The following is a 17,570-nucleotide window of genomic DNA, read 5'->3' as shown; positions in this document are numbered from 1 at the left end:
GCCCAGGAGGAGAGCGGAATGTCCTCGACTCGCTTCGTCGCAGTTGGTGTCCTCGGCGCTTGTGCGCTCATGGCGGGGTGCATCGGTCCATCCGACGTCGAGCCGGTCGAAACGGCCGAGACGGCGGAGGCGCCGCTGAGGCCTCGCACCGTGGTGCCCATCGGCGCGAACGGCCTGGCGCCCGCGCACTTCTGGGCGCAGGAGAACCGCGCGGCGTTCCGGGCGCTCGGCGGCGCTGCGCTCGCCGGCGCCGGCGGCGTCCTGGTCGCGACGCCGCTGCTCGGCACCGCAGGCGGGAGGAGCGTGCTCGACTATACGGTGCGCTGCGCGCTGTCCGAGGATCAGGTCGTCTACGCGCCGAACGGCGAGGCGTATTACGGCTCCTTTGGGTTTGCGCCGAACTGGACAGGTCGTGCTCTCAACGTCTCGGAGCAGCGCTGGGTGTCGGCGTGCATCTTTCAGCACCTGAACGGCTCCGGCGCCCATGTGGATATCCTGCTGAGGGGCGGCCATCCGGCCCTCGAGTGCTCTCCGGACGAGGAGCCCTTTCTCGATTTCATCGTGCGGGACGCCACGATGTTCGGCAACGCTTTCCTTTCCGGGCCCATTGCCGGGTTTGCCTGCATCGATCCCGATCTGACGGGGGAGCTCTCGAGGATCTCGTTGAGCTGCCCGCTCGATCTCAGCATCCTCGAGCTGGACAGGCTCTGCGGTCATGTGCCGACGTGCGGGATCGCCTTCGTCGGGCTCTGCGACCTGGCCTGCACGGAGGACACTGCCGGCAACAAGACGTGCCGCACGCTCCCGCTGCTCGGGCCGCTGCTCGGGCCGCTGCTCGGGCCGCTGCTCGGGCCGATCCTCGGACCAAGCTACGCGGAGACGATCCGGACCCAGCTACGCGACGCCGATCTCCTCCCGCTCTACCCAGGATGCGGCCTGCTCTGACCGGCGCCGGCGGGCGGGAGGGGAGCTCGCCCCGCGCATGTGCCCGGCGCGGGGAGCCATGCCGCCGTCCCCGCTGGGGATCTTGGGGGGAGGAACATCGCGTCCGGGCTGGGAGGGACAGCGGACGGATCATGGCCGGGCTGGGAAGGGCAGTGGACAAGTGACGTCCGCGCTGGGGAGGGCAGCGGACAAGTGGCGTCCGGGCTGGGAAGGGCAGCGGACGGGTCACGTCGGGGCTGGGAAGGGCAGCGGACGGGTCACGTCGGGGCTGGGAAGGGCAGCGGACGGGTCACGTCGGGGCTGAGGAGGGCAGCGGACGGGTCACGTCGGGGCTGAGGAGGGCAGCGGACGGGTCGCGCCGGGCTGGGAACGGCAGCTGCCAGCGAGCTCCAAGCTGGACGGGGTGGCGGCCCGAAGGCGTCCTGATCGGGCAGGACAGGCGGGTGCCGGGCGGCGGTGCACGCCGCGATGATCTCCCTTCGGACGGAGCCTGCGCTCAGGGCGGGGCGCTCGCCGGCTCCTCCTCGTCGTCCGCGGGCTCCTCCATGGCGAGTTCCTCTTCTCCTTCGCCGTTATCTCTCGTGCCCGAGCGCGCGGGGGGCGGATAGCGCTCGAGCAGCGCGAGAAAGGGAGCATGGAGCGCTTCGAGCTGCTGCCGCTGCACGCCGGGCGCGGTGTGCGCGAGGAGCCACGTGATCTCGTCATGGATGGCGTTGAACGCCGTCACACACCCGCTGATGGCCGCGCGCAGCCGCTTCGCCCGCGTCCCCAGCCGCTTCTCCCCGCCGCCTCGGCCGATGCCCCTGGCGAGCGCTTCGGTGGCCTTCTCGATACGCTTGAGGTGCGCACCGGCGCCGATCTTCTTGAGGTCGGCCTCCATCGTTCGTTTCGCAGCCGCCGCCTGGGAGCGCCCGAAGTCGACCTCGGCGTCGTACCCGAGGCGGGTCTGCTCGGTGCCGTTGCCCTTGAGCATGACCGCGCGGACCCGGGTTGCCGCCTCGCGGACCGCCGCGTCCTCGCCCTCTTCGGCCGAGGCGACGAAGTGGTGCAGCGCGCGCTGCGCCGCGTCCCACTCGGCGTCGAGCGTGGCGAGCTCGCTGGCCGAGGCGATGCCGAGCACCTCGTCGAGCGCGGCGATGCACCAGGTGGCGCGGAGCTTCCACGCGACGGGCCGCGGCGCCTCCATGAGCTGCGGCGGCATGCGATCGGGCGTGTCGTACTTCTTGATGGAGACGTCTTTCCACGCGCCCTCACCCAGATCGCGCGAGAAGGCGCTGAATCCCCTGTCGGGGACGAAGCTATACCCGTATCTGGCCATGTGTCCTCTTTCCCCCTCCCCCGAAGGGACAGTTTACCGGGGAGACCGGCGGCTCGTTCAAGCGTTTTTCGTACCTGGGCGCCGCCGCGTGCTCGACCCCGACCGGGGAGGGGCCGCTGCGCCCGTCGGCACGGTGCGCGAGCCAGCCGGGATCTGCTGGCCTCCTCTGCCTCGAGGCGCGCGGGCACGCGCCGACGGACCCGACCCCGACCCTCGGCGCTGCGCGCGGGCGAGCACGCCGCCGCGGCATGCAGACCCCGGCGCCTCGGTTCCGGCCCCCGAGGCGATGTCGTGGCCGCTCTTGCCCGAGCGGGAAAACGGGCATAACGTACGCCGGCAACGCGCGCCGACGAGCCATCCATGAAGCTGACGACCCTCCGAGCAGAGCGCTACCGCAGCCTCAAGCACGTCGACACCTCGTTTGGCGAAGACCGATCGCGTTGTTGGGCGGGCGGAAGTGGTAGTGCCGATCCGTAGCGCCGTACGGAGAGAGGAGCGCGTAGGCGCTCCTCTCCGGATCGGTGCCCGAGGCGGGCGGCGACGGGGTGGTGGCGTTCCAGAGACGGCTCCTGTATGCTCCGCGGAGCGCCGTGCCGGACCTCAAGGTCGCGTTTTGGAACGTCGACAACCTCTTCGAGCCGAGGCTCGGTCACGCCCGCGCTCCCGCGAGCATGGGGGAGCGGGACGCCAAGGTCGCCAGGATTGCTCAGGTCCTGAAGAGCCTCTTCGGTGGAGAAGGGCCGGACCTCGTCGGACTGGCGGAGATCCACTCGGACGGGATCGTGAACGAGCTCGTCTGTCGGCTCGCGATGCCCCCTCCTCGTCTGGGAGCCGTGCCGGAACACCGCCTACGCTCACACTGGGCTCGCCATCTTGGCCCGTAAGGAGCGCTTCGCGTCGCTCCACCTCGTCACCAAGTACCCAGACAGCTCCTTCTGTCGCCCGCGCTTCATCGTCGCCCGCTGTGTGCTCGGCGAGCGGAGCGAGCCGTTCTTTTTCGTCGTGAACCACTGGCGGAGCAAGATCGAGGTGGGCCAGTCCAGAGCCGCGGAAGCGGAGACTGATCGCGTGAACACCGCGGAGGCGCTTTCCACGTGGCTGGCGCAGAATGGTGCCGACACCTGCGCCATCGTCGTCGGAGACTTCAACGCCCAGCCCTTCGAGAAACCGTTCGGCAAGCCCGGCCTCCAGGCGGGCCGGTACTTCCGCCCGCTCGTCTACCCGAGGCTCTACAACACCGCGTGGCGTTTCATCACCGAGCCCGATTATTGCGAGGTCGCGGTCGCGCGCGGGGCTGCGTACCGAGCCTCCCGGCCGAGGACCACGCTCGATTACTATGACAAGGAGCGTCCGGTCTCGGTCGTGTTCGACCAATTGCTAGTAACCGAGCGGGCGATCGCCGGCGGCCCGGTCGTGCTGCAGGAGGGCACGATCGAGTACGCCTTCGACGACACCATCGGGCACCACCTGCCCGATGGTGACCGGCGACCGACGCGGTGGAGCTTCATTGGACGTGTAGCGCGCGGCGCGTCGGATCACTTCCCCCTGACCGCGAAGTTTCTCGTACGCACAGAGGCTGGCCATGGACAAGGACGAGCTGAAGAAGAAGGTCGCAGAGCTGCTGAAGGAAGGGGCGGGGGATGACCTGGATCGGTTCAGGCAGGCGGTCGGAAAGCTCCGCGAGCTGGCTGAGGCTGTGGAGGCCTCCTTCACGGCGGACACCGTGCGGGTGCACGTCGAGGCAGGCCACCGCGTCAATTACGGGCAGCAATACAACTTCGTAGTGTACGTCGACAAGGTCAAGCTCCGAGACGTGCTATTCCGAGCCTACGTGCCGCCGGACGGCTTCCCCGTGACCCTCGATCTCTTCGACATCGAGCGCCCCGAGTGCAGTGACGTCGGGGAACTGGAAAACAAGGTTCTCGATTTCCTCGCACACAAGGATGTGAGGGCGCGCCTCCTTGAGATCCGTGAGCTCGCTGCATGATCCGCGTATGACGCATGCGGACTTCGAAGAGGCTTCGATCGCCGAGAGATCGCGCGCGGCTCGGAAGCCGTCTCGTAGAGGAGCAGCATGAAATCGGCGAGCTTCGCGAGTTCGTGATCCGAAGGGTTCGCTTGCAGCGCCGCCCAACAAGGCGCTGGAACCGACGGGCTCTACGTGCCCGCGGTTCAGCGCCAAGGCGCTCGACCGAGAAATGAACCGCCAAGGACGTCAAGAAGAGAACGAGATCTTGGCGTCCTTGGCGCGTTGGCGGTTTGCATTTCTGCTCTTTCGAGCGGTTTCAACCCGTTTGTCACTCTAGGCTCGCCGCGCGGACTCGCTATGTCCCGAGGCGCTCCTTCAGCTGCTGGATGGCGTCGGCGATCGCCTTGTCCTCGCGGAAGCAGCACGGGTCGTTCCGCCTGCACCGGGCGCCGTGCAGCACCTGGAGCTCGAAGAGCGTGCGCTCGTCCCCCTCGGCCGCGGCGCGGCCGAACAGCGCCCGCTTGCCGTTGCACGTGGCCTTGCGGAACGCGAACGTGATGCGGAGCGCGGGGGTCGCGCGCGCCATCACCTCGGGCCGCGCCAGGATCTCGCTGGCGCGCCGGGCCGCCTTCGTGCCCCCCCGGGCGCGCACGATGTCGAGCAGCACGTCCAGCCCGCCGGTGCCGAGCCGGTTCGTGAGCAGGTCGAAGACCTTGTCCGCCGCCGGGTTGTCCTCCTCGAACGCGATGCCCGCCACCGTGGAGACGACCTCTTCGCGCAGGCCCCGGCTCAGGACGAGCTCCGGGTCGGCCTCGGCCAGGGCCAGCATCGACTGCGCGCCGAGCACCCAGTTCCTGGTCGCCACCGCCTTGCCGAGCTGCGCGCGCAGCGCGGCGGCGCCCCGGTCGTCGTCCTCGGGCGGCGCGCTCGCCGGCGCTGCCGGCGCTGGCGCTGCCGGCGCGGGCGGGGTGACCACGGCGGCCGCCGCGGGCGCCTCCGCGGTCGGCTTCGGCTGCCGGAGGACGAGCCAGATCGCGCCGCCGATCGCGAGCGCCGCCACGGCGACCAGCGCCACCGCGAGGGGCACCCAGCCCGCCGAGGGCGCGGGTCGGCGGTGCGCGTGGGCGAGCAGCGTCTTCCGGGGGCCTGACCAGGCCGGCGGCGCCTGGGCCTTGGGGGCGCCTTGCGCGGGCGGCGTCGCCGGCGCCCCCGCCGCCGCCTGCGCGGCCTGCGCGGCTGGCGCTCGCGGCGCGGGCTGCGCACCCGGCCCGGCCTGCGCGGCGTGCGCTCCCTGCGCGGCGTGCGCCGCCGCCCGCGCGATCGCCGCCAGCGCCTCGTCGAGCGCCGCGACCGCATCGGCCGCCGTCTGGTAGCGGAACGACGCGTCGTGCTCCATGAGCCGCGCCACGGCCTGCTCGACCTCGTAGGGCACGACCAGATCCGGCGCGCGCACGCGGAGGGACGGCGGCCCCGCCGCGCCCTGCTGCTTGAGCCGCGCCACGATGTTTTTCGTGTCGAAGGGGTGATGTCCGGTGAGCATCTCGTAGAGCACGAGCCCGAGCGCATACAGGTCCGCGCGCGCGTCCACCGCGTCCATCCCGCGCAGCGCCTCCGGCGCCAGGTACGCGAGCGTGCCGAACACCTCGCCGGCGCTCGTGAGGGCCGGGGTCGGGCTCGCCGTCTTCCGGCTCTGGCTGGACAGGAGATCGACATTCACCTTCGCCAGCCCGAAATCGATGAGCCGGACCTGATCGTGCGCGTCGAGCAGGACGTTCAGCGGCTTCACGTCGCGGTGGACGATGCCCTTCTCGTGCGTCGCCGAGAGCGCCGACGCGATCTGGCGCGCGATGCGGAGCGCCCGCGCGGGCGGTAGCCGCCCCTCCGCGATCACGTCCTTGAGCGGCGTGCCCTCGACGTACTCGAGGACGAGGAAGAACGACGCGTCGTCCAGCTGACCGAAGTCGATGGCCGCGACCACGTTCGGGTGCCGGATGTGGGCGCCCGCGACGGCCTCGCGCTCGAACCGGGCCACGAGCTCCGGCATCCGCCGGGCGAGCGGCCTGAGCACCTTGATGGCGACCCGCTTGCGGAGGTGCACCTGCTCGCCCCGGTAGACGGCGCCCATCCCGCCCTCGCCGATCAGCGCGTCGACGCGGTACCGCCCCGAGATCAGGCTCCCGACCAGCGCGTCGCCGCCCGCGCCGCCGGCGGCGGCCGCCGCCTCGATGTCCTCGGCCAGCGCCGAGCTCGAGAGCTCCTCCAGCGGCACGGCGGCCGGCGCTCCGACCTTCCCCTCCGTGAGCTCCTCGATGTAGGCCGAGCCGAGCGGCTCTTCGGCCGAGCCGAGCGGCTCTTCGGATCGCGGCGTCTCCGGCATGCGGCGCAGGATATCAGGTCGGCCGGCGCCGCGGGGAAGGGGCGCAGCGCCGGGGGCCGGGAGGGGGCGGGCGCCCGCGCCTCCCGGCGGCGCACCTCACAGGAGGAACGACACGCCGAGCGAGAACGCGGGGTACCCGAGGCGCATCGTGAGCGTCACGTTCTCGGTGAAGTGAAAGCGCCCTCCGATGAAGACCACCGGCGAGACCCCGGGGTACGGGGCGCGCCCCAGGTCGCCGAGATAGAACGACAGCCCCGGCTCGCCGAAGACCGACCACCGCCGGTGAAGCCAGAAGTTCCACTGCATCACGACCGAGCCGAACACGTAGTTCGACGCGTCCCCGTACGCGTCGACCTCGGTGCAGATGCGCGTGCCCGCAGGCCCGTTCTCGAAGCGCGTGCAGTCGCCGCGGTAATTCCCGTTGCCCGCGTAGTGGACGCCGTCGATGCCGAAGCCGAGCCCCACCGAGTCGTTGATGCGCTTGATGAAGCCGTCGGGCACGATATCGATGGTGGCGCGGAAGCCCGCGCCGACGCCGGTCCCGACGCCCGGGCCCAGCGGCTCGAACGGCGCGAAGAGCAGGTGCGGCTCGAGCTCCACCTTGTAATCCGTGCGATCCCCGGGGCGCTTGATCGTCATCTGCGCTTCCCCGACCTCGGCCCATCCGACGGTCAGCGCCGCGAACGAGAGCGCGGCGGCCAGGAGGCGCGGCGCGCGAAGCTGCGATGTCATCGCTCTCTGCATGGGTCTCCGTCTCCTCAGCATCCGCCGCACGCGCGCGAGCCGTCCGGGCAGCTGACCGCGGCCTCGCCGTCGGGGCAGCGGACGCGGCACTCGCCGCTCACGTTCTCGCAGAACACATGGCACGAACCCCGGCACTCGATCTCGCAGGTCGCCACGTTCCGGCAGGTCACGACGCTGCTCGACCCGACGCTGACGCCGCACCGGCTCGTGTCGTGGCACTCGTACCGGCAGCCGCGGTCGCAGATGGCGCCGCACGACGCGGTGTTATGGCAGTTGAGATCGCAGTCGTCGCCGCAGGAGGCCGAGCAGTCGTTGACGTCGAAGCACTCGAACGAGCACCCGTGCTCGCAGACGGCGCCGCAGTGGACCATCTGGAAGCAGCGCTGGTCGCAGAAGTCACCGTCGCAGCCGAGGTAACAGTCGTCGCCGTTGAAGCACTCGCACGCCTCTCCCTCGACGCAGGCGCCGCTGTTCCAGCAGCTCGCCAGGCAGAGGCCCGCGAAGAGCATGAGCAAACACAGTGCATAGAAGCGCATGGCCGGGGCAGCATACTCGAGCCGCCCGGAAACTGTCACCAAATCCGCGGAGGTACGCCCGGAGGTCGGCTCACCACCGCGTCCAGCGAGAGATTCGCCGAACGCGCGTAAATCTTGTGTCGTCGCTGGCGAGCCCGAGCCGGTCCGCGAGGTGGGTCCCGAGGTGGGGGCCCCAGCCGCCGTCGTCCCGCGGCTCGTCCCCGTCCGCGCCGAGGTTGTATTCCCAGCACTGCGCGTAGTGCTGCGTGACGCTCTGGTTCTGGAGCGCGCAGTTCCCCGGGTCGGGGTCGCCGTCGTGGTCCTGTGACGACCACCCGGAGAGGAACTGCGAGACGTAGATGTCGGCGTTCCCGGAGACGTGCTCGGGGCGCAGGAGCTTCATGGTCGCCGAGTCGATGCCTTGGGCGGTCGCGCGCATGACCACCTTGACGGTCCCCTCGATATCCTCGATCTCGTCGCGGTACTCTCGACCCACGAAGTAGAGCGAGCCCCGGTAATAGTTCTGCGAGATGGCCGGCTCTCCCCGGGTCCCGAGCCGCTCGGCGTAAGGGATGTTCCAGAAAGGGAGCGTCGCGCCCGCGTCGGAGCCGACGCTGTTGTAGACGAGCGCCCAGCCGCCGCCGTCCCTCGTCACGTCGCAGTAGACCGGGAACTCCGGCTCTGGGCCGGCCCCGTCCAGATCGAGGAGGACCACGCCGCTCGGCTGGCCGGGGGGAACATCGGCGCACCGGGCGTAGGTGCACCCCTGGTTGATCACACCGTCGCAGTCCTCGTCCTCGGCGGTGTCGCAGCGCTCGGACGCTGGCAACACCTCTCCGTCGCAGGGACCGTATCCGTTCCCGTCCTCGTCGCAGGTCCTCACGCCGCCGCGGCAGACGCCGCGGTTCAGCGTGTCGCGCCCTCCGCTGTAACAGCCGTTCTGGGTCCCGGGCTCGCACGGCCCGCCGCCGCTGCTCGCCGAGGCGCCGCCGGCGCTCGCCGTCGAGCCGCCCTCGCCGGCGCTCGCCGTGGCGCCGCCCGCGCCGCCTCCGGCGCCGTCCTCCCCGAACCTCCGCACCTTCGTCGTGCAGGCCGGCGCGGCGGCGAGCCACACGACGGCCGCGCAGCAGGCGCCTGCGACCGGACGTTTGCCGAGCACGATGCGATTTCGGGGGGATTCTTGGGAGGACCGAGCGCGCGCCACGCTGCCTTATACACCAGCTGCCTCGCCCCGCCCATCGGCCGAGCGCGACCGGGGCGAGCCGGGGGGGGCGGCGCCGGCGCGGCGTGGCCGCGGCGCCGGCGCGCGGCCGTCACGCGGCCGTCACGGGGACAGGGCCCGGGCCGGGGTCTGCCCGCTTTGCAGCGCGAACGAGATGGCGCTCTGGAGGGTGCTCTTCGTGATGACGCCCGCCAGGTCGAGCCCGAGCCCGACGAGCGTCTGCGCCACCGCCGGCCGGATGCCGGTCAGGATGGTCTTCGCGCCGAGCAGCTGCAGCGCCCTCGCGGTGTCGACGAGGGCGGAGGCGACCCGCGTGTCGATCTCCTTGAGCCCCGTCACATCGAGGATGACCATCTGGGCCTGGGTGGACTGGACTCCATCGAGCGCGACGGCCATCACCTGGCTGACGCGCTCCGTGTCCATCTGACCCACGAGCGGCATGACCACGATGCGATCGGTGATCGGGATGAGCGGCGTCGACATCGCCTGCATCGAGTCGCGGAGCCGCGCGAGCGTCCGCTCGAACTCGCCGAGCAGCTCCCGGTACGACGTGACGTCGTGGGCGGTGCCATAGACGAGGCGGTTCGCCGGCTCCTCGGACGCGTCCAGGTGCGCGGTCCACGCGAGCCACTTGTAGGAGCCGTCCTTGCACGCGTAGCGGTTGTCGAACCGGATGGTCGTGCGGCCCTGGAAGAGGGCGGTGGCCTCGGCGACCGTGGCCTCGCGGTCGTCGGGGTGGACGAACTCGATGAACGGCCGCGACGTCATGTCCTCGGGCGTCCACCCGAGGGTGCGCTCCCAGGCCGGGTTCGCGTGCCGGAAGTACCCGTCGGCGTCCAGGGTCACGAGCAGGCCCACCGAGACCTGGAACAGCCGCTCGTACACTTTTGCGAGCTGCGCCACCTGCGCGAACTGAGCCGCCTGCTCCCGGTCGCTCGTCACGTCGAGCGCCGTGGCATAGATGAGGCGCGCGTCGGCGGGCTCGGCCATGTCCACGCGGGCGGCCCAGCCGAGCCACCGGTACGACCCGTCCTTGCAAAGATAGCGATTGTCGAACCGGGACGTCGCGCGACCGTTGAAGAGGGCGTTGGTCTCGGCGAGCGTGGCCTCCCGGTCGCCCGGGTGGACGAACTCGATGTACGGCTTCGCCTTGAGCTCGTCGAGCGACCAGCCGAGGGTCCGCTCCCAGGCGGGGTTCAGATCGCGGAAATGGCCGCGTGCGTCCGCCGTGGCCAGGAGCCCTGACGCGACCTCGAACAACTTTTCGTGGCTCAAGCCAATATCCTCCCCTGCGCGGGCACGGCGCGCTCCTCGTCGCGTCCGGCCGCTCCCAGCGATTCCCCTGCCCGGATGCAGGTCAGCGCCTCCGCCGTCCGGCCGGAGCGCGCAGGCGCCCGCGTCCACACGGCGGGGAGGTCGACCCAACCCATGCTTCGGAGCTTGCTTGTCGACGAGATCGACTTTTATGTCAAGAGTGTTTCGTGGGCTCCGCGGCGTCGCCCGGAAGCCGCGGGGGAGCGGCCGGAGCCGAGTGTGCGTGCGCGCCCCTGGCCGGCGTCCGCTGTCAGTGTGAGCGAGGTTGCAAGGCCATGGTGAGGCGGGTAGGGTCCGCGCCACAAGGAGTGGACCATGACCGTCTCTGCGATTTTCAACCCGGCGCGCTGGCGTGAGGTCGAGGGGTTCTCGTTCGAGGATCTCACCTATCACCGCGCCGTGGATCAGGGCACCGTGCGTATCGCGTTCAACCGGCCGGAGGTGCGCAATGCCTTTCGTCCCCGCACGGTCGATGAGCTGTACACCGCGCTCGAGCACGCGCGCACGACCTCCGACGTGGGTTGTGTGCTGATCACCGGCAACGGGCCTTCTCCGAAGGACGGCGGCTGGGCGTTCTGCTCCGGCGGCGATCAGCGCATCCGCGGGAAGGACGGTTACAAGTACGAGGGCGAGAGCGCGGGGCAGGCCGACCCGGCGCGGCTCGGCCGACTCCACATCCTGGAGGTGCAGCGGCTCATCCGGTTCATGCCGAAGGTCGTCATCGCCGTGGTGCCCGGCTGGGCGGCGGGCGGCGGCCACAGCCTCCACGTCGTCTGCGACATGACCCTGGCGAGCCGCGAGCACGCGATGTTCAAGCAGACGGATCCGGACGTGGCGAGCTTCGACAGCGGCTATGGCTCGGCGCTGCTCGCGCGGCAGGTCGGGCAGAAGAAGGCGCGGGAGATCTTCTTTCTGGGGCTCGATTACACGGCGGAGCAGGCGGCGGCGATGGGGATGGTCAACGCCGTGGTGCCTCACGCCGAGCTCGAGGAGGAGGCGCTGCGCTGGGGGGCGATCATCAACTCGAAGAGCCCGACCGCGATGCGGATGCTGAAGTATGGCTTCAACCTGCCTGACGAGGGGCTCGTCGGACAGCAGCTCTTCGCCGGCGAGGCGACGCGGCTCGCCTACGGTACGGAGGAGGCGCAGGAGGGTCGGGATGCTTTTCTAGACAAGCGCCGTCCGGATTTCAAGCGCTTTCCCTGGCACTACTGACGGCGCCGCGCGGCCCGCGCCCCGCGGGGCCCCGATGGACTCCAGGAAATCCTCGGAAACATGAAGAAAAATTGATGTAGAGCCGGGCGGCCGGGCGCCGCTCCCGCGGCCCACGCGCGGGAGCGGGCCTGCAAAAATTCACCATGGGCGCACAGATGCGGCGTGTTCGCGACGCCGCGATGCGTGATCTCGAGTCAACGAGGTCGGGTGATCGTACGGCGCCAGGGGCGCCTATCTGCGCTTGACAATCACACCGTATCCATCAATGGTGTCGCTGCCGCGCCGTGACGTGACGTTCGCATCGTTCACTGCTGCGCGGCTCTCAACTTCTTCTTCTTCCGGAGATGCTCATCATGCTTTGTGCTGCTAGGTCGGCTGGTTGGAAGCGTTCATGGCTGTCCCTGGGAGGGTCGCTTCTCCTGGCGCTCGTGGGCGGCCTCACCGCGGTTGGCTGCGGCGACGACGGCTCCTCGAACGGCGCGAACAACGGTTCGGGCGGCGCGGGGGCCTCGGGCGGCGGTGGCGGCGGTGGCGGCGGGGGCGGCGTGGGGGCCTCGGGCGGGGGCGGCGCGGGCGGCGAGGAGCCGGTCGAGACGGTGCCGCCTTCCGGCACGGAGCAGATCCGCGTCAATCAGGTCGGGTACCTGCCGGCCGCCGCCAAGGTCGCGACGGTCGTGGCCGCGGCCGACAAGCCGCACGCGTGGGAGCTCGTCGACGCCGCCGGCGCGGTGGTCGACAGCGGGGCGACCCGGGTCGTGGGCGACGACGCCGCCTCCGGCGAGCACGTGCACACCATCGACTTCAGCGATTTCACCACCGTCGGCGAGGGCTACACGCTCCGCGTCGGCTCGGTGTCGAGCCATCCGTTCGACGTGAGCCCGACCATCTATTCTCAGATGAAGTACGACGCCCTCGCGTACTTCTATCACAACCGCTCCGGCATCGAGATCCTGGAGCAGTACGTCGGCCCGGACCACGCGCGCCCCGCGGGGCATAAGCCGGACCAGGCGCCCTGCGGCGAGGACATCGGCTGCACGTACACGCTCGACGTCACGGGCGGGTGGTACGACGCCGGCGATCACGGTAAGTACGTGGTCAACGGCGGTATCTCCGCCTGGACGCTGCTGAACCAGTACGAGCGGTTCGTCGCGCTCGGGTCCACGGCGGGGGATTTCGGCGACGGCAAGCTGAAGATCCCCGAGAAAGCGAACCAGATCCCCGACCTCCTCGACGAGGCCCGGTGGGAGATCGATTTCATGCTCAAGATGCAGGTGCCCCAGGGCGAGACCAACGCGGGCATGGTGCACCACAAGGTCCACGATCTCGCGTGGACCGGCCTGCCGCTGGCGCCGCACGAGGATCCGCAGCCGCGCTTCCTGCGCCCGGTCAGCACGGCGGCGACGCTCAACCTGGCCGCGACCGCGGCCCAGGCCGCGCGCATCTGGAAGGAGCTCGACCCCACGTACTCGGCGAAGTGCCTCGAGGCCGCGAAGCGGGCGTGGACCGCGGCGAAGGCGAACCCGCGGGTCATCCCGAACGAGGGCGCGGTGCAGGGCGGCGGCGCTTACGGCGACAGCGACCTGAGCGACGAGTTCTACTGGGCGGCCGCCGAGCTGTTCCTCACCACGGGCGACGCCGCGTATCAGGCCGAGCTCGCGGCGTCGGACTACAGCAAGGAGCTCATCGGCGTGAACGGCACGTTCAGCACCATGACCTGGGGCCAGGTCGACGGGCTGGGCGCCATCTCGCTCGCCGTGGTCCCGGCCCAGCACGCCGCGGCGGAGCGCGAGGCGGCCCGGACCCAGCTGATCGCCATCGCCGACAAGTACCTCGAGGCCATCGCGACGGAGGGGTACCGGGTGCCCTTCGACGTGGGCGAGGGCGGGTATCCCTGGGGCTCCAACTCCTTCGTGCTCAACAACATGCTGGTCCTGGCCCTGGCCCACGACTTCACCGGCGAGCAGAAGTACTTCGACGGCGTGGCGTCGGGCGCGGACTACCTCCTCGGGCGCAACCCGATGGACAAGTCCTATGTCTCCGGCTACGGCGAGAACCCGCTCCAGAACCCGCATCATCGCTTCTGGGCGGCCCAGGTCGACCCCGAGTACCCGTCGGCTCCGCCCGGCGCGGTCTCCGGCGGGCCGAACTCGGGGCTGGAGGATGAGGTGGCGCAAGAGGCGCTCGACGAGACGGCCGAGCGCGCGAAGTGCGCCCCGCAGAAGTGCTACCTCGACGACATCGGGGCGTGGTCGGTCAACGAGATCACCATCAACTGGAACAGCCCGTTCGCGTGGACGGTGGCCTGGCTCGACGAGAAGGCCAAGAGCGCCCAGTGACCCGGGAGCGCCGCGCGGTCGCGTGATCGCGCGGCGCGGGAGCGTCGCGCGGCGAGGCCGTGCGGCGCGGGAGCGTCGCGCGACGACCCCGCGCGGCCCCGCGCGACACCCCCCCGGCGCCGGCAGCCCCCCGCGCCCCCGCCGGGCGATTGGCCGCGACAACCGCCCAGGATCTGCTAGGTTGCGCGGCTTTCATGAATCCAGACTCACTGCACGACGCCTTGCCCGCGCCGCTCGCGGGCGCGCTCGCCCGCCGCGGCTTCACCTCCCTCACCCCCGTTCAACACGCCGTCCTCGCGCCCGAGCTCGCCGGGCGCGACATCCGCATCTCGTCGCAGACCGGCTCCGGGAAGACCGTGGCCGTCGGCCTCGCGCTCGCCCCCCGCCTCGAGCGCGCCCTCGCCGGGCGCGCGGCCGCGCCCGACGCCGCTCCCCGGACCGCGGCCGCGCCGGCCGCGGTGATCATCGCGCCGACGCGCGAGCTCGCCGCGCAGATCGCCGGCGAGCTCGGCTGGCTCCTGTCGCCCCTCGGCGCGCGCGTCGCGTGCGTCACCGGCGGCACCAGCTTCGGCGCCGAGGCGCGCGCGCTGCGCAGCGACCCGCTCGTCATCGCCGGCACGCCCGGGCGCCTGCTCGACCACCTGGAGCGCGGGACCCTCGATCCGCGCGGCGTCCTCGACCTCGTGCTCGACGAGGCGGACCAGATGCTCGATCTCGGCTTCCGCGAGGACCTCGAGGCGATCGTCGGCAGGATGCCCGAGGACCGCCGGACCCACCTCGTCTCGGCCACCTTCTCGCGCGAGGTCCGCGCGCTCGCCGACCGCTTCCAGCGCGACCCGGCGAGCGTCGAGGGCACGCGCCCCGGCGCGGCCAACGGCGACATCGCGCACGTCGCCCACCTCGTGCGGCCGGCGGAGCGCGACGCCGCGCTCGTGAACCTGCTGCTCCTCGCGCCCGGCGAGCGCACCCTCGTCTTCGTGCGCACGCGCGAGGGCGCCGCCGAGCTCGCCGACAAGCTCACCGCGCTCGGCCTGCCCGCGCGCGCCCTGAGCGGCGACCTCGAGCAGCGCGAGCGCACGCGCACGCTCGACGCGTTCCGCTCGGGCGCCGTCACCACCCTCGTCGCGACCGACGTGGCCGCGCGCGGCATCGACGTGCCCGAGGTCGGGCGCGTCATCCACGCCGATCCCCCGGGCGACCCCGAGGTCTTCACGCACCGGAGCGGCCGCACCGGGCGGGCGGGCCGCAAGGGGACGAGCGTGCTGCTCGTCGCGCCGTCGGCGCGCGAGCACGCGCTGAGGCTGCTCCGGCGCGCGCGCGTCGAGGCCACGTTCCGGCCGGCCCCGTCGCCGGAGGACGTGCTGCGCGCCGCCGACGAGCGGCTCGCGGCGGAGCTCGCCGGCGCGCGCCGGGGCGGCGCGGTCGACGCGGCCGCCCCGGCGGCCGCGGAGGGGGCGGGTGAGGCGCGGGAGCCCCGCGAGGCGGCGGGCGCCGCGCCCGACGCGCGGGAGCCCCGCGAGGCGGCGGGCCCCGCGCCCGACGCGCGGCTCCAGCAGCTCGCGGCGCGGCTGCTCGCGGACATGGACGCGACCGAGCTCGTCGCGGCCCTCCTCGCGCGGGCGAAGCACACCGGCCCCTGCGCTCCGCAGCCGGTCACCCCCGTCGCGCCGCCGCGGTCCGAGGCCCCGCCGCGCAACCGCCCCGCGGCGCCGCCGTGGTCCGGTGCGCCGCCGCGCGGCCGTTCCGCCGAGGCGCGGTGGTCCGGTGCGCCGCCGCGCGGCCGCTCCGCCGAGGCGCCGTGGTCCGGCGCGCCGCCGCGCGGCCCCTCCGCGCCTCGCCGCGGCGACGGCGAGCAGCCCCCGCGGCTCCCGTTCGTGCCCTTCCAGGTCAACTGGGGGGAGCGCCACGGCGCCGATCCCCGGCGCCTGCTCGCCCTCGTGTGCCGCCGCGGCGGCGTCTCGAGCCGCCAGATCGGCGCGATCCGGATCGGCTCCACCGCGTCGGTCGTCGAGGTGGCCTCCCCCGCCGCGCCCGATTTCGCGCGCGCGGTCAACCAACCCGACGCGCGCGACGCGCGGATCCGGATCGTCCGCGCGAGCTCGATGCGCGTCGACTAGCCGAGCATCGGAGCCGCGCGCCGCCGCGCCGCGATCGATCGCGCTCGCGCGCTGCGGCGACGATCGCCAGCAAGTGCAGGGGTTTCCTGATTTCTCGACGACCCCAGGTGTTGTACAAAGGCCGGGTGAACCGACGCCCGAACGACAAGCCAGCCCTACGCCGTCTCGCGAGCCCGGTTGCGGCGCTCGCTGCATTGCTCGGCCTCGCCCTCGCCGGTTGCGGCGGCTCCCTGCCTCCGCCGAACGACCAGCTCGCCGAATCCCAGGCCGCCATCCGCGCGGCCGACGAGGTGGGCGCCGAGGCCGACCCCCAGGCCACCCTCCACCTGAAGCTCGCCCGCGAGCAGCTCGACAAGGCCAAGAAGCTGATCGAGGCCGAGGAGAACGAGTCCGCCCTGCGCCTCCTCGAGCGCGCCGAGGCCGACGCCGAGCTCGCGCTGGCCATCGCCAAGGCGCGCGCCACGCAGGCCCAGGCGCAGGAGGCGCTGAAGCAGGTCGAGAAGCTGCAGGAGTCGGGGGTCCAGTGAAGCGAGAGGTGAAGGAGATGGCTTCTTTCGTGAACGACCTGTCGTCGCGGGGCTGGTCCCTCGCGCTGTGCGCCGCGCTCGTCGCGGCCACGGGGTGCAGCGCGGCGCTCCCGCCGAAGGAGCTCGTCGACGCCCGCAGCAGCTACAAGCGCGCGGCCCAGGGCCCGGCGTCGAGCCTCGCGCCCGCCCAGCTCGACACCGCGAAGCAGGCGCTCTCCCGCGCCGAGGGCGCGTTCAACGAGGACCCCGAGGCCCAGCAGACGCGCGACCTCGCCTACATCGCCGATCGCAAGGCGCGCGAGGCCGAGGCGGCGGCGGCGCTGCAGCAGGCCCAGCGCGACAAGGCCGCGGCCGAGGAGGATTTCAAGGAGCTCTCGCAGCAGCAGCTCGCCAGCGCGAAGGACGCGCTGCAGAGCGGCCAGCAGCAGATCGAGCGCGAGCGCCAGGCGCGCGCCCAGGCCGAGAGCGCGCGGCTCCAGGCCGAGAGCGCGCGGACCGAGGCCGAGAAGGCCCGGCAGGAGGCCGAGGCGGCGCGGCGGGAGGCCGAGCGCGTCGCGAACGCGGCGCTCGCGAGCCTCAAGGAGATCGCCGCGGTGAAGGAGGAGAAGCGCGGCGTCGTCATCACGCTCTCCGGCGCGGTGCTCTTCGCCTCGGGCAAGTCCGAGCTCCTGCCGATCGCCAAGGAGAAGCTCAACCAGGTCGCGACCACCCTGAAGGATCAGGGGTCGCCGCCGCTGCGGATCGAGGGGCACACCGACTCGACCGGCTCCGCCCAGGCGAATCGCAAGCTCTCGCTCGCGCGCGCCGACTCCGTGAAGGCCCACCTCGTCAGCGTGGGTCTGCCGGCCGACAAGATCACGACCGTCGGCCACGGGCCGGATCGCCCGGTGGCCGACAACGCGAGCGCCGAGGGCCGCGCCAACAACCGGCGCGTCGAGATCATCGTCAATCCCACCTCGGCGCAGTAAAGC

14 protein-coding genes are annotated in these 17,570 nt (G+C 71.8%); 8 read left to right on the top strand and 6 right to left on the bottom strand.

Annotated features, from left to right (window positions below):
* Positions 1-18: 18 nt before the first annotated feature.
* Entirely contained in the window at positions 19-945 is a 927-nt protein-coding gene (locus WMF20_RS31815) for a hypothetical protein (RefSeq protein WP_437605623.1), read from the top strand.
* A 496-nt stretch (positions 946-1,441) separates the two neighbouring features.
* Here WMF20_RS31815 and WMF20_RS31810 read toward each other — a convergent pair whose 3' ends face one another.
* Positions 1,442-2,263, bottom strand: a complete 822-nt coding sequence (locus WMF20_RS31810; RefSeq protein WP_437605622.1) for a hypothetical protein — start codon at positions 2,261-2,263, stop codon at positions 1,442-1,444.
* Positions 2,264-3,136: 873 nt separating this feature from the next.
* On the opposite strand from WMF20_RS31810, the gene WMF20_RS31805 reads away from it, so the two are divergent.
* Complete coding sequence (locus WMF20_RS31805; protein WP_437605621.1) at positions 3,137-3,907, top strand: hypothetical protein; 771 nt, start codon at positions 3,137-3,139, stop codon at positions 3,905-3,907.
* The gene (locus tag WMF20_RS31800; protein WP_437605620.1) at positions 3,846-4,250 is read left to right on the top strand and encodes a hypothetical protein; all 405 of its coding nucleotides are present in this window, start codon (positions 3,846-3,848) and stop codon (positions 4,248-4,250) included. The genes WMF20_RS31805 and WMF20_RS31800 overlap by 62 nt, the downstream gene beginning before the upstream one ends.
* A gap of 337 nt (positions 4,251-4,587) precedes the next feature.
* Here the strand turns inward: WMF20_RS31800 and WMF20_RS31795 are convergent, their stop codons facing one another.
* From WMF20_RS31795 to WMF20_RS31775, 5 genes are all read right to left on the bottom strand, one after another.
* On the bottom strand, positions 4,588-6,609 hold the full coding sequence (locus WMF20_RS31795) for a protein kinase domain-containing protein (protein ID WP_437605619.1): 2,022 nt from the start codon (positions 6,607-6,609) through the stop codon (positions 4,588-4,590).
* Between the two features lie 96 nt (positions 6,610-6,705).
* Positions 6,706-7,341: a hypothetical protein gene (locus WMF20_RS31790; RefSeq protein WP_437605617.1), complete on the bottom strand. Its 636-nt coding sequence runs from the start codon at positions 7,339-7,341 to the stop codon at positions 6,706-6,708.
* A gap of 26 nt (positions 7,342-7,367) precedes the next feature.
* Positions 7,368-7,889 (bottom strand): hypothetical protein, encoded by a 522-nt coding sequence (locus WMF20_RS31785; protein WP_437605616.1) that lies wholly within the window; start codon positions 7,887-7,889, stop codon positions 7,368-7,370.
* 70 nt (positions 7,890-7,959) lie between these two features.
* Entirely contained in the window at positions 7,960-9,027 is a 1,068-nt protein-coding gene (locus WMF20_RS31780; protein ID WP_437605615.1) for a fibrinogen-like YCDxxxxGGGW domain-containing protein, read from the bottom strand.
* Between the two features lie 165 nt (positions 9,028-9,192).
* Entirely contained in the window at positions 9,193-10,365 is a 1,173-nt protein-coding gene (locus WMF20_RS31775) for a PAS domain S-box protein (RefSeq protein WP_437605614.1), read from the bottom strand.
* 354 nt (positions 10,366-10,719) lie between these two features.
* Here WMF20_RS31775 and WMF20_RS31770 point away from each other — a divergent pair, with 354 nt between their 5' ends.
* The 5 genes from WMF20_RS31770 (at position 10,720) to WMF20_RS31750 (ending at position 17,567) form a co-directional block, all read left to right on the top strand.
* On the top strand, positions 10,720-11,619 hold the full coding sequence (locus tag WMF20_RS31770; RefSeq protein ID WP_061629811.1) for a 1,4-dihydroxy-2-naphthoyl-CoA synthase: 900 nt from the start codon (positions 10,720-10,722) through the stop codon (positions 11,617-11,619).
* Positions 11,620-11,972: 353 nt separating this feature from the next.
* The gene (locus WMF20_RS31765) at positions 11,973-13,955 is read left to right on the top strand and encodes a glycoside hydrolase family 9 protein (protein WP_437605613.1); all 1,983 of its coding nucleotides are present in this window, start codon (positions 11,973-11,975) and stop codon (positions 13,953-13,955) included.
* 194 nt (positions 13,956-14,149) lie between these two features.
* Positions 14,150-16,072 (top strand): DEAD/DEAH box helicase, encoded by a 1,923-nt coding sequence (locus WMF20_RS31760; RefSeq protein ID WP_437605612.1) that lies wholly within the window; start codon positions 14,150-14,152, stop codon positions 16,070-16,072.
* A 125-nt stretch (positions 16,073-16,197) separates the two neighbouring features.
* Positions 16,198-16,599: a DUF4398 domain-containing protein gene (locus WMF20_RS31755; protein WP_437605611.1), complete on the top strand. Its 402-nt coding sequence runs from the start codon at positions 16,198-16,200 to the stop codon at positions 16,597-16,599.
* Positions 16,600-16,616: 17 nt separating this feature from the next.
* Positions 16,617-17,567 (top strand): OmpA family protein, encoded by a 951-nt coding sequence (locus WMF20_RS31750; RefSeq protein WP_437605610.1) that lies wholly within the window; start codon positions 16,617-16,619, stop codon positions 17,565-17,567.
* Positions 17,568-17,570: the final 3 nt, after the last annotated feature.

This window comes from Sorangium sp. So ce834 (genome assembly GCF_051521425.1).
Taxonomy (GTDB): Bacteria; Myxococcota_A; Polyangia; order Polyangiales; family Polyangiaceae; genus Sorangium; species Sorangium cellulosum_D.
The sequence above is the reverse complement of the archived record's forward strand: the minus strand, read 5'-3'. Positions and strand labels throughout refer to the sequence as shown.